Annotated in this window: 13 protein-coding genes; all 13 read right to left on the bottom strand. The window is 48.0% G+C overall.

Annotation, left to right across the window (positions count from 1 at the left end; all coding sequences use genetic code 11):
- Positions 1 to 16: 16 nt before the first annotated feature.
- The gene (locus tag NE619_RS09220; RefSeq protein WP_256132123.1) at positions 17 to 448 is read right to left on the bottom strand and encodes a chemotaxis protein CheW; all 432 of its coding nucleotides are present in this window, start codon (positions 446 to 448) and stop codon (positions 17 to 19) included.
- Positions 432 to 2,444, bottom strand: a complete 2,013-nt coding sequence (locus NE619_RS09225) for a chemotaxis protein CheA (protein ID WP_256132124.1) — start codon at positions 2,442 to 2,444, stop codon at positions 432 to 434. The genes NE619_RS09220 and NE619_RS09225 overlap by 17 nt, the downstream gene beginning before the upstream one ends.
- Before the next feature lie 3 nt (positions 2,445 to 2,447).
- A complete protein-coding gene (locus NE619_RS09230; protein ID WP_305146610.1) occupies positions 2,448 to 3,401 on the bottom strand; it encodes a diguanylate cyclase in 954 nt (317 codons plus the stop codon).
- 19 nt (positions 3,402 to 3,420) lie between these two features.
- Positions 3,421 to 3,897, bottom strand: coding sequence for a chemotaxis protein CheD (locus NE619_RS09235; protein ID WP_256132125.1), 477 nt, complete (start codon positions 3,895 to 3,897; stop codon positions 3,421 to 3,423).
- Between the two features lie 4 nt (positions 3,898 to 3,901).
- Complete coding sequence (locus tag NE619_RS09240) at positions 3,902 to 4,513, bottom strand: chemotaxis protein CheC (protein ID WP_256132126.1); 612 nt, start codon at positions 4,511 to 4,513, stop codon at positions 3,902 to 3,904.
- 22 nt (positions 4,514 to 4,535) lie between these two features.
- Positions 4,536 to 6,212: a methyl-accepting chemotaxis protein gene (locus NE619_RS09245; RefSeq protein ID WP_256132127.1), complete on the bottom strand. Its 1,677-nt coding sequence runs from the start codon at positions 6,210 to 6,212 to the stop codon at positions 4,536 to 4,538.
- 14 nt (positions 6,213 to 6,226) lie between these two features.
- Complete coding sequence (locus tag NE619_RS09250) at positions 6,227 to 6,595, bottom strand: response regulator (RefSeq protein ID WP_256132128.1); 369 nt, start codon at positions 6,593 to 6,595, stop codon at positions 6,227 to 6,229.
- Positions 6,592 to 7,422: a CheR family methyltransferase gene (locus NE619_RS09255; protein ID WP_256132129.1), complete on the bottom strand. Its 831-nt coding sequence runs from the start codon at positions 7,420 to 7,422 to the stop codon at positions 6,592 to 6,594. The genes NE619_RS09250 and NE619_RS09255 overlap by 4 nt, the downstream gene beginning before the upstream one ends.
- Complete coding sequence (locus tag NE619_RS09260) at positions 7,415 to 7,726, bottom strand: phosphoglycerate mutase (RefSeq protein ID WP_256132130.1); 312 nt, start codon at positions 7,724 to 7,726, stop codon at positions 7,415 to 7,417. Before NE619_RS09260 ends, NE619_RS09255 begins: the two co-directional genes overlap by 8 nt.
- Complete coding sequence (locus NE619_RS09265) at positions 7,727 to 8,167, bottom strand: chemotaxis protein CheW (protein ID WP_256132131.1); 441 nt, start codon at positions 8,165 to 8,167, stop codon at positions 7,727 to 7,729. It lies immediately after the preceding gene.
- Between the two features lie 126 nt (positions 8,168 to 8,293).
- Positions 8,294 to 10,987 carry a translation factor GTPase family protein gene (locus tag NE619_RS09270; RefSeq protein ID WP_256132132.1) on the bottom strand — a complete coding sequence of 898 codons (2,694 nt, stop codon included), beginning with the start codon at positions 10,985 to 10,987 and terminating at the stop codon, positions 8,294 to 8,296.
- Positions 10,988 to 10,991: 4 nt separating this feature from the next.
- Entirely contained in the window at positions 10,992 to 11,660 is a 669-nt protein-coding gene (locus tag NE619_RS09275) for a DUF4276 family protein (protein WP_256132133.1), read from the bottom strand.
- A gap of 15 nt (positions 11,661 to 11,675) precedes the next feature.
- Positions 11,676 to 12,896 carry an AAA family ATPase gene (locus NE619_RS09280; RefSeq protein ID WP_256132134.1) on the bottom strand — a complete coding sequence of 407 codons (1,221 nt, stop codon included), beginning with the start codon at positions 12,894 to 12,896 and terminating at the stop codon, positions 11,676 to 11,678.
- Positions 12,897 to 12,920 lie beyond the last annotated feature (24 nt).

Here is a 12,920-nt window from a genome sequence, read left to right on the forward strand (position 1 = left end):
TCTCTCCTAACCCGCTCTACAGCAGCAGTATCCCTTCAATCGACCGCTCGACATCAAGGAGGGATATCAGCTTTCCTTCATAACGGTACAGCCCTTTTTCCCTCCATAGGTCCGCATCGTCTTCGCCCGAAGATCCGCTTTCCTGTACGATTGCGGCAGCGCCGGCCGGAATGATATTGAGCTGTGCTTCCGCCCGGAGGCCAAACTGGTATTTTAGATGTTGCATAATCAGGATCACAGGCTGTATGGCCGCACCGCCGTTTTTAAGTTCAATGATCGGCACAATGTTCCCTTTGTAATTGCTCATCCCCAGAAACCCATCGGGCAAGGCCGGAATTCGGGATATTGGCAAATCAAAACAGATTTCCGTAACATAGGAAAATTCCACGGCATAATTCTTTTCTTCCCCTGACAGCAACAGCAATTCGTTCTTATTGTTGGACGTCATAGACTGCCTCCCTCTCATACTGGCTTATTAAAAGGCCGGGGTCCAGAGCAGCGCAGACAACGCCGTCTCCCATGGTGCCGAATCCGGTGATTCCCGTCCGCTTTCGAAAATCGGGTCCCATAAGGGGCGGCAGAGGTTTGACGACGACTCTTTTCTGCGTATACATGAAATCGACTAAAACACAGCCTTCTTTTTCCACATTCTTCACATAGATAACGATCGACGAATCGGGGGCGCTGCTCTCCATTCGGTAAAACTTCCTAAGATCGATCAGGGGCACCATGCGGTCTTCATAAAGGATGTACTGCCGGCCGTTGGTTTCCCGGATGTTTTCCCGGTTGGACCGGTAATCCATGAACCGGAATACATAGCGCGACGGAAGGGAAAAACGGTATTCTCCCACCTGGAATCGAGTACATTCCATCGTTGCCAGAGTCATAGGCACAGTTATTATAAACTTACTGCCCTCTCCCGCTTCACTATGTATATGCAGCTGTCCGCCGATCTCTTCCACAGTGTTCTTTACCACATCCAACCCGACGCCTCTGCCTGAATAGGCCGTCACCTCTTGGTTGGTCGTAAAGCCCGGCTGCAGGATCAATTCGCAGATCTCATCGGAGCCATAGGCTTCCGCCGGCTTATTTAAAAGCCCCTTTTCTCTGGCTTTCTCAAGAATTTTTTCCTCATCCAAGCCTCTGCCGTCATCGCTGACCGATATCAGCAGTTCTCCCGACATACTTTCAACGGAGAAAGTGATGGTGCCTCTTCTCTTTTTTCCGACGGCAAGACGTTCTTCAGGAGTCCCAATCCCATGGTCTACCGCATTGCGGATCAAATGTATCAGGGCTTCGGAAATCAGATCCACTACGCTTTTGTCCGCTTCGATATTGGCACAGTTCACCGCCAGGTCGATTTCCTTATGCTGCTCTCTGCCGATATCCCTCAGGGTCCGCCTCAGCTTTGGTATCAGCTTTTCAAGGGGAACCAGTCTGATCTCCATAACCGTCCGTTCCATTTCATAGATCAGGCGATTGATCTGATACGCCGTTCCCTCTTTCAGGTCGTCCATGCCTGCTTCTGTCAGCCCGCTGTCCAGGTTGAGCATTTGAATAACCATTTCTCCGGTCAGATTCTGCAATTTATCCAGACGGTCGGAGCGCACGCTGATAAATTCAGCATCTCTGCTTTCCTGCCGGGCCGCGGGCTTTTCTTCTTCCTGCCCCAGCTCCTGCCTCTGAGGCTTCTCTTCCTGTGAAACTATCTCGCAGTTTTTTACGAACAGCCCTTTTGAAAGACATTCTAAAACATCTTCTTCCTGTTGGGTTTCAAAGCGGATAAACACTCCGTTTTTATTGATATACTCCGCTCCGTCGGCCGCTTTTTCCAGATTGGGAGGATACGTTTCCACGCAGGAACAAAGTCCGCTGATCTGCCGGACCAGCATATAAGCCCGAATGTTTTCCATACGGCAGTTTTCTTCAAAAACCACTCTGACTACAATGCCGTCTTTCTCTTCCAGGCCGCCGGGAATTCCCTGCTCTTCCTCTGTCGTTTCCTCAGACTCCGGAAGCCGGATTTCCTCACCCGCTGCTTTTTCCAAATACGCCGCGGCCCGTTCCTCGATCTCCTGCGTGCTTTTGGGAGCGTAGTCTTCCTGACTCATCCGCTCCATCTCATCTTCCATATGGTCGAGGGCATCTAAAAGCAGGTCAAAAAGCTCCGCTTTCGGCTGTTCGACAGTGCCGTTCTGCTCTCTGTAAAATGCAAAAAGGTCTTCCAGCTTATGAGCCATGGAAGACATTTCCGTAAGTCCCATCATCGCCGAGGAACTTTTTATCGTATGCATAACCCGAAAGATACTGTGAATATCCTCCTGAGTAAAACAATTGTTTTTTTCCGCGTCCAAAAGAACTGTGCTCAGCTGTCCGGTAAGCTGCCGGGTTTCCAGCAGATATACCTGCAGCATTTCTTCAGCATCCGAATCAAAATATCCCATTCCCTACTCCATCCACTCTTTACTTTCATACCAGACACTGCGGTTCTTTCCCGACCGCTTTCCCCGGTACAGGGCTTTATCGGCACAGGCGATGCTTTCTTCAATGCCTTCCTTCTCCTGATATTCGTGAAGGCCCATCGTTATGGAGCAGAAGAATTCATCCTCTCCGTGGAAGATCGGGAACGCTTCAATTTCTCTGCGGATCTTCTCGCTGAGCTGGTATGCCTCCTGTTCCGTCACATCGAAGAGAACGATGAGAAATTCTTCTCCGCCCCAGCGCACCACTTTATGCCCGCGGCAATTGGCCTCCAGAATATTGGCAATACAAACCAGCGCCATATCTCCGGCATCGTGGCCATATGTGTCGTTTATGATTTTAAAGTCATCAATATCCGCCAGAATCAGAACGTTTTTTCGTTCGCCGCTCTCCTTTGTACGGATGTCCTCCATCAGGTCGCCGACTACATATCTGCGGTTATACAGGCCCGTCAGACCATCGCGAAACGCCATGTAGTTGAGCTTTTCCATACTGTTTTTCAGCTCTTTATTCTGTCGGTTGAGTTCGTCCTTCTGTATTTTCATTTGCAGATGGGCATAGACTCTCGAACGCAGCTCTGCCTGAGCAAAAGGCTTTTTTATATAATCGCAGGCCCCCAGTGAAAAGCCTTTCACCACATCGTCATCCTTATCTTTTGAGGTAAGAAATATGACCAGGGCGTCGTTCTGATCCGCTGCTTTCAGTTTTTCCATCAGCTCATAGCCATCCATGTCCGGAAGGACTACATCCAGCAGGATCAGGTCCGGCTGATATTGCCGGATCAGTTCCACCGCCTCTTTCCCAGAATGGGCCTCACAGACAAAGACGGGTTCTTCTTTCAGCGCCATCTGTACCTGATTGCAAATTAGAATGCTGTCATCCACCACAAGGACTATCTGATTCGTTTTCTTATCATCCATATAAATATATCCTCCGACTCTACAATATCCTCAGCTGCTGTTTGATGGATTTGACTTCCAGCCTCCCGTCATCAGCAAAAAAAGAAATTGTTCTTCCGTAATTCTTGCCTGTGTCTTCCGCCGCTATTCGTATCGCCCTTTCCGAGAGAGCCTTTTTAACGGCCTTTATATTTCTTTCGCCGATCTCCCATTCCCAGCCCGGGACAGAAAACATCTTTGCCCCGCCTGCGATCTTGGCAATCAGCTGTGATTCCTTTGCTCCGTGTCTTTTCATATCCCGGATCAATGCCTTTACCCCTTCGTCGGCAAACTTGTAAGGGTTCGTCTGATCCCTGGATTCCATCTTTCCCGGAAGTATGATATGGGCCATGCCGGCGATCTTTCTCTCCTTGTCATACAGGCATACGCCCACACAGGATCCCAGTGCGTAAGATATCAGAAATTGATTCTCTTCGGCAATCTTTCCTTCCGCTAAACCTACTGTGATTTGTTTCATTTCGTCACTCCCTGATACTCGAAAGCATCGCTTGGAGAGATTCAAATTCGGGCAGAAACAGTATACGTCCCATGAAAGACTGTCCGCCCATGCGGAATTTGTTTTCAATCAGCAGGATATCATCACTGATCTTTAAATACCGGGACAGCGGCACGCTCAGAATCGCCCCGCCCATGTCAATGCACATCTCCGGAACCGTCACATTCATCTCCAGATCCAGCAGCTGGGACAGCGCCCGTATGTAAGAACCGCACATGATATTGCCCATCTCACAGATCAGGGACCGATCCATGTCATCCAAAGCGTTGAGGTCGCGTTCTTCTCCTCCCAGGACAGCCCGCAGAATATTCTGGGTAAAAGTCTCGCTCAGCAGAAAAAGAAACATCCCCTCCAGCTTTCCCGATACCTGAACCAGGATACCGGTCTGCAGCTCTTCCGCTTCTCCCACGATCCGGGAAATCTCCTGATATTTCACGATTTCCACTCTCGGGATCTCAATCTCCAGTAAATGTCCCGTCATTTGAGAAAGCGATGTCATCGCATTGCCGGTTCCGATGTTTCCCAGCTCAGCGAGAACATCCAATGAGATTTGATCCAACTCCGTATATTTGCCCATTGTGTCTCCTTCATTTTACAGTCTAAATTTCAAATCTTTCTACCAGTTCCTTGAGGATCTGCGCCTGTGCGGACAGTTCTTCGCTGGCAGCCGCGCTTTCCTCGGCAGTAGCCGAATTTCCCTGTACGATTTCCGATATCCGTTCCACGCTCTGCCTTATCTGCAGAATCGCCTCAGCCTGCTGAACGGAAACCTCTGAAATGGTACTTACCATCCGGTTGACGGACTTTGCTCCTTCAACGGATTCCCCGAGAGCCTGCGCCGCGGAATCCACAGCTTCTATACTCTCATTTACGGTCATCGTATTCTTTTTAATCAGGTCCGCTGTCAGTTTGGAGGCTTCCGATGACTTGGCCGCCAGCCTACGGACTTCATCAGCTACAACAGAGAAACCTCTGCCGGCTTCTCCCGCTCTGGCCGCTTCTACGGAGGCGTTCAGAGCCAATATATTCGTCTGGAAGGCAATTTCATCGATTTCCTTAACGATCTTATTGATTTCATTTGAATTGAGTTCCATCTCCCGCATTGAATCCGTCACGGCCTTCATCTGTTCGTTGCTCGCTACAATGCTGTTTCCTACCGCGTCGGCCGCTTCACTGGATTTAACCGCGTTATCGGCGTTGGACTGCACGCTGTCGGAAATATCGTTGATGCTGGACGCCAGTTCTTCAATGGAACCTGCCTGTTCCGAAGCGCCCTGCGCCAGGGCCTGAGCGCCGTTGGACACCTGCTCGGATCCGCCGGAAACCTGTTCGGCGCTGACTCCGATCTGGTGGATGGAATCCCTCAGCAGGTCACTGATTTCATTGAGAACTTTTCCCAGTTCGATGAAATCTCCTTTAAAGGCAATATCCGTATGATAGTTGAGATTTCCCTTTCCCAGCTCTGACATATTTTTTGTGATTTCTGAAATGTACAGGCTCAATGCGGCCGCGGTCGCTCTCACGTCATCAGCCAGTTCACCCATTTCATCCTGCGAGGTGTAGGACAGCTGTGTGCTGAGATCCCCGTTGGCAAGGGCATTGGCTGCTTTTTTCACTTCATTGACCGGTCTGACAATGCTTCTGGTTATGGTGATGCCGATTACGATTGTAAAGGCCAGTATGACAAGTGCTATCACCGAGATCAAAATGACGATCCGCACATCCGTCCGCTGCCCTTGCTCCAGGCTTTGCTCCGCGTCTTCAATGGACAACTGCACCACATCCGACAGCGTAGCCCTTACTTTCGCAGCCTCAGGTTCGTAATCATTAAGATATGCGGTAAGCGCTTCCTGATCTTTACCTGCGTCAAGCAGTGCGATCACATTATCCCGTTTCACCGCCAGTTGGGGGAACTGCTCTTTCAGGACGCTTACCTTCTCCTCACCGCTCACATAGCCTGATGCTAATTGCTCAATCTCGTCGTTTACGGACTGTGCGAGTTTTTTTGTTTCCTCCAGGTATGCGGCCTCATCAACCGTCTTATCGGTTGCTGTCAGAATCGTCAGGTTCCGGCCCACTGCCTGCAGGTTGGCAATTGCCTGAAGAGATGATTGTACGTTGGCGAACGGCTCATTATACAGCTTTTCTACTCGATTGGACATGGAATTAAAATTGCTGATTGCGATCACAACCGTAGCAATATATAAAATAATGATGATCGAAAAGGCGAGAATCAGTTTTCTGCTTATTTTTAAGTTTTTGAAATACGTTTTCATTGATTATCTCCCTTTTAAGCTCTTTCCGGCATCCAGTTTTCTACGACTTTCATAAACTCATCGCCATTGAAAGGTTTTACGATAAAATCGCTGGCCCCGGCTTCAATGGCCTGTGTAATCATCATTTCCTGTCCTACGGCAGAGCACATGATGACCTTTGCTTCCGGCTCCATGGAAACGATCTCTTTCAGTACCTGTATGCCCGATTTTCCCGGCATGGTAATATCCAGAAGAACCAGATCCGGCTTTTCTTCTTTAAAGAGTTCCAGAGCCTGCTCTCCGTTTTCCGCTTCCAGGATCTGTGTATATCCACCCTTTTCCAGGTTGGTGCGTATAACTTTTCTCATAAACATCGCATCGTCTACAATCATGATTTTCTTCATAGGTTCTTCCTCTCTTTCCCATTTGCCATATATACTGCCGGATGTACGGATTCCAGACAGGTTTCTTCTTTGGCCAGCAGTTCCGCATGGCCGATCAAAAGGTACCCACCCGGAGTTAAACAGTTTTCCAGCTTTTTAATCAGCTTTCTCCTGGAGGCTCTGTCAAAATAGATCATCACATTTCTGCACAAAATTAAATCGTATTTCTCCGCTGCCGCCGGGTCCATCAGGTTCTGCCTTTTAAAACAAATATTTTCTTTCAGCCTGTCGTCTATACGAAAGCTTTTTTTATCTTCTGTCACATGACAGTACTCCTGCCGCAGATTCAGGGGAATGCTCTCTATCTCCCGGATGGGATAGATACCCTCCCGGGCCCGGCGGAGGGCGTCTTCCGATATGTCCGTTGCCAGAATGCGCACGCTGGCCGACTGCCCTGTCAGTGCCGTGTATTCCCGCAGTGTCATGGTCAGAGTGTAGCATTCCTCCCCCGTAGAGCAGCCTGCGCACCAGATATTTACAGTCCCGAACTGCTTCTTTTGAAAGAGGTCCGGAAAGATCTCGCTTTTGAGGATCTGAAAGTGGTTCACTTCCCTGAAAAAATAGGTATAATTGGTAGTAAGCCGATTGATCATTTCATCAGCAATCTTTCCGGTCCGGTCCTTTTTCAGAAGCTCCAAATAGCCGCGGAATGAGGTCATTCCCTGTTTCTCCAGTTCTCTTGCCATTCTGCATTCAATGAGGACTTTCTTTTTTTCCAGATTGATGCCATAATGTCCGAGCATGTATTCTACGATGTCGGCAAATTCCTGTTCTTCTAGCCTAATCACTTTTTATCTCCCATATTCCCGGCATTACTGCTGTAAGAGCACTGGGTTCGATATCGTCCTGCGACGGATATTCCGCAGTGATTCCCATTAAGCCGTCCTCGTCTGTTTTTATTATGATTCCGCATCCTTCACCATCTCCCAATCGGTAGTAAACCACGATCTGTCCGTCATAAAGGGATATTCCTCTGATATTTGCCCCTGCCCCGGGAACCCTTTGTATCCGTGGCTGCGCCAGAATAGCCGCCACTTTGTTCTTTTCAATATACAGGGTCCTGTTTTCATTTATTGCGGTTATATATTCCATTTAGCTGTTTCCTTTTGGTTCTTCGAGATCCGGCCGGGCAGCTGCCGCGCTTTCATACAGGATCTTTGGGTCCAGAACATAGGCCAGCAGCTCCCGCCCGGATTCATCTTCGCTTTCAATGGGCACGATTGCCGACAGATAACGGTTCTCATCAGTCCGCACTGAATCAGGCAGCGGTCTTTGCGCCTCCCTGGGAACTGTGCGCAGATTGCCAACCTGCTCCGCCGTCAAAGCGAATGTTCTTCCCTCATGAGAAAGCAGCAGCCGATAGCCGCTATTTTTTCTTTCTTCATCAGCGCCTGTCAGCTTTGCCAGGTCAACAAAAGGAATGTCCTCTTCCCTGCTGTCTTTCCTTTCGACGGTTTTTATATAAAAAACAGGGACAAAAAAAAGGAGCTCGTCTGATGTAATTGTAATATATAAATCATCCAGAGTCCCCATCCTTATTCCACCTTTCCTGTCAAAGCCTGCTGTCTCAATAATACTAAATTTTCATTGAAAACACAAGTGCTGTGCGGAAAGATATTTATTTCCATATCCAAATAAAATCCACCGCACAGCAGCATATCAAACCTCGTTTTTCTTCTTTATTTTATCTTCCAGCTTTTCAAGAGGCCGGTGCCTTTCGCCGCTTCGGTCAAGGTAATTGCTGCGAATGGCCTGATTGACGGCTTCGATGTCTTCTTTGAGCCCTCTGGCGGAAATACGCATCGCACCCTCTCCCCATATAATCATCTGCACCATGTTGTCAGAAGTGGCGACAGTTACATCGTGGGTTCTGCCGATTTTATTCACCGCCCGTTCAATGTACTGATCGGCTGTCTCAGCCTCTTTTGTATAGATTACGTAAAGATCGCCGTGTTTTTCAACGGAGCCTTTGCCCCCTTCCACCTTATAGGCATCAAAGACTACAATCAAAGTGTCTCCTTTATAACCCTGATAGTTGCTGAGAATTTCGATCAACTGTTCCCTGGCGCTGTCTAAATTAACCTTAGCCAGCTCTTTCAGTTCATCCCAGGCAAAGATCATGTTATATCCATCCACCAGCAAATATTTTTCCCGCGGTTCTTCCTGGTTATATTCCTGCTGCCTTTTCAGGAAATCCGGCATTTTCTCCGCTGGGTCCAGCGGCCTTTGGAACCGGGCGTTCTGTCTTTTTGATTCCCCATAGGTTCTGGTAAAGATTTCTTCCAGCTCCTTATCATCCCCATGACCGGAGCTCCGATGACTGGAGAAATGCGGTTCAGGGGAAACCTGTGGTTCCTTTTTTTGAGGCCGCCAGCCGCTGTCCACATGCATATGTTCTTCCACTTGATCCCAGCTGACGTTAAAGCCTGCCCCATGGGTGCAAAAGACTGATCCTGTGGGATTCTCCGTATCCTTTTCCGAATCGTAGCCTCTGGCCTCGATCACCTCCTGTTGGTTATGGCACGGACCGTATCCCTTAAAGGCGCAGGACAGGCTTCCCCGTCCTTTTGTGTACATGACTACTTCATTCTGGTACTGAGCCATGGAAGCTGCCGGAGCCGTTCCGGTCAGTACCGCCGTATCACCTTCTGTTTGGGGAGGAAGGAAGCTGCCGTCCATCCTTTGGATATCGGCCATAGCCCGTCCCACCATCTCCTGCGGCACCTCCAGACGAAAATCATACAGCGGTTCCAGAAGGATGCTTTTCGCTTTTTTCAGACCCTGACGCAGCGCCCGATAGGTAGCCTGCCGGAAATCTCCCCCTTCCGTATGCTTTAGATGGCCCTTTCCCGCAATCAGGGTAATCTTCATATCTGTAACCTCTGACCCTGTCAGAACTCCGATATGGGTCTTTTCCTCCAGGTGGGTCAGGATCAGACGCTGCCAGTTGCGGTCCAGCAGGTCCTCGCTGCAGTCGGCGGACAGGACCAGCCCGCTGCCCCGCTCACCGGGCTGCAAAAGAAGATGAACCTCCGCATAATGGCGCAGCGGCTCGAAATGTCCCACACCCTCTACCGGTTCTTCGATTGTTTCTTTATACACGATACTGCCGGAGCCAAATTCCACTTCTATGCCAAAACGCTCCGAGATCCTGCTCTTCAGGATTTCCGCAGCCACTTCGCCCATGAGCAAAGCATGGATTTCTCCCAGCCTTTCATTCCAAACGATGCGCAGCTGCGGCTCCTCCTCTTCCAGCTGGCGGAGCTTTGTCAGCATACTGTGGGCGTCGCAGTCCTCCGGGAGCAGCACTTGATAGTTCAGCACCGGCTCCAGAACGGGAGTAAGGATTTTGCTTTCCTTTCCCAGACCTTCGCCGGCAAAGGTTTTTTCCAGGCCCGTAACCGCACAGATGGTTCCCGGACCAGCCTGATCCGCTGTCTTGAACTGGCTGCCGGAATAGAGCCGAATCTGATCGACCTTGTCTTCCCATTCTCCGTTCCCGCCGGTAAGAAGATCCTTTACCCGCAGGCTGCCTCCTGTGATTTTCATATGGGTCAGACGGCGGCCCTGGGAATCTCTGCTGATCTTATACACCCTGGCTCCGAATGCACTCCCATATTCCCGGCAGACGGAGAATCGGTCCATGCCTGCAAGAAACTCCTCAATTCCTTCCATTTTCAGCGCCGAACCGAAATAGCAGGGAAAGACTTTCCTGCTTCTGACGGCCTCCGCGATATGCCCTGCGGATATCGCCTCTGTCTGCAGATATTCTTCCATAAGCTCCTCAGAGCACATGGCAAGTTCTTCACAGAACAGAGCTTCGTTTTCCTTTTCCGCGCCAAAATCGACGCATCTGTCGTCCAGCCGCTTTTTCAGCTCGTCCATCCGTTTGTTTTTATCGGTGGCCGGCTGATCCATCTTGTTGACAAACAGGAATACGGGAATCCCGTAATGGCCCAGCAGCTTCCACAGGGTAAGGGTATGGCTCTGAACGCCGTCCGCGCCGTTTATAACCAGGATGGCATAGTCCATCACTTGCAGCGTGCGCTCCATTTCCGATGAAAAGTCCACATGACCCGGGGTATCCAGAAGGGTTACCTCTTTTTTGCCCAGCACAAAACGGGCCTGCTTGGAAAAGATGGTGATTCCTCTCTTTCGCTCCAGACTATCCGTGTCTAAAAAGGCATCCCCATGATCGACTCTTCCGATCTTCCTCAGGCTTCCGCTGCTGTACAGCAGCGCCTCCGATAAAGTTGTCTTGCCGGCGTCTACGTGGGCAAGGATGCCCAGACATATATGTTTTGTTGTTGTCTCCGCCGATTTGTTTTTCTTGTTTTCAGACGTGTTTTCCATGAATCTACGCCACTTTCATTCTAACTTTTAGTTCTTGAATAAAATGTTGAAAACTCGGTGATATATTCTCCTCAAAACAAAGTTCTCTCCCAATATTATCCGCCCATTCGCACTTTGCTTTTCCAGTTGCGCTATAACTTTTTTTAGATTTCTTTTTAAGCTCTGCCAGTCCACCTGGATAAATCATATTTGCCAGAACTTCCCACGTATCAACAAGTCCATCTTGCTCATAACCTGATAAAAATTTTGTTTTTGCATTTGGATAAGCTCTCATGATCGCATTTTCGTCTCCCAACAACCATGCTTCCATCTCTTTTACTGCAACGCAAAAAACATGATCTGTTATCATGATCGATTGTTGGGCCACCCGTTCCAACTGTTGCATAAACTCTTTTGTATCACGCCTGTCATTATCCAGAATAATTACTATTGCTGCTCCATTCATCTCTTGTAGACATCTGTCAAACCCTCTTAAATACCGATAAAGATTATCTAATAAATTGCCCCCTTTGCGTTCCATTAAATCTCCCTTTGTTCTAAGGTTGCCTATTCCCGTAAACGCTTTCGTATTAAAATAAATCGACTGTTCCGGATACACTAATTGCAATTTTTCCATCACATGACCAACCAGAATTTCCGTTGACCGATCTTCAATTAAAAATTGAAAATACATACTCCTATCTCCCTATTATCCAAAATATTTGTTGTACCACATATCCCCTAGCGGAACGCCTTCTTCTGACAAGGCTTCAACAAATTGATATTCTGTTGCTCTTTTGATCATAGCAAAACCATCTTCTCCTTTTGTTAATACCCAAACATCAGTTGGGCTGAGGGCATTTACAAAAAAAGGACTATGTGTCGTCACAAATAACTGCTTAGAAAATCCGCTTCCCACACTTTGTATCATTTCATCTGCTAACAAATTTAAATACTGGTGATATAATCCGTTTTCCGGCTCTTCGATAAATACAAGCTGCCGTGGATTACTTTCATGAAGCAGTAAATAATATGCAAATAATTTCAAAGTACCATCTGACATTTTGGGAGAATAAAACGCTTCTTTAAATCCTGTCTCCCAAAACTTCAACATCATCTGGCCATTATCAAACCGTACCGGTTCTATTTTTTCAATACCAGGGAGTTTTGTTTGAATCTCCCTTAATACTTTTTCAAATTCCTTTTTGTTTTCCCGATACATATATTGCGCAACATTATTAAGATTGCTTCCGGTTCGATTGAGGTAAGGCTGAGGTGCCGCTGTCTGTATCTTTCTGGCTTCATCCGGTGAAAAGTAACATAAATACCAGCTTTTCAAAAAGTTCAAAAACCCCTCAATGCGTTCATATTGCTTCATTGCGCCCAATGTCACAATACCCAGTTTTCTAACGTCCGCCAATTCCATCTCAACTTTCTTCCCTTTTACACTCCTGCCTTCTTCGTCAGCTCCTCCTTCTGTTCCCTCAAATGCGTACCCCTTTCCATTTTGAAGGTAGAAAAAAGATAGCAGTCGTCCTTGTCCTTCTACTCTTTCTCTTAAGCGTTCTGCCTTTACGTAAGGGCGTCCCATCGGATCCTCATCTATATGCAATTCATAAATAATCGGATGCGTTCTGCTTGTCTCTCTATAATATAATTCAAACGCAATCGGTTCGTCCACTCCCTGTGAACGAATCTGATGAAATCCCCCTCTGTTCTTTTCATCACATGCGGCTTCAACACCCAGTTCCAAACAATCTGCTATAAATCCAAAGACATCCGATAAAGTGCTTTTTCCATTTCCACTTGCTCCAATAATTGCTGTTATATTATTCAGCGTTTCAGCATTTTGATTGGAAAGCGTTTTTCCCATAACAATATCCCTAAGGGGACCGAAATTCTGAATTCTAAGTCCCTCAATTTTTCCCATACCACACCTCCGGTACTTTATCAT

The organism is Anaerovorax odorimutans, from assembly GCF_024459955.1.
GTDB lineage: Bacteria > Bacillota > Clostridia > Peptostreptococcales > Anaerovoracaceae > Hominibacterium > Hominibacterium odorimutans_A.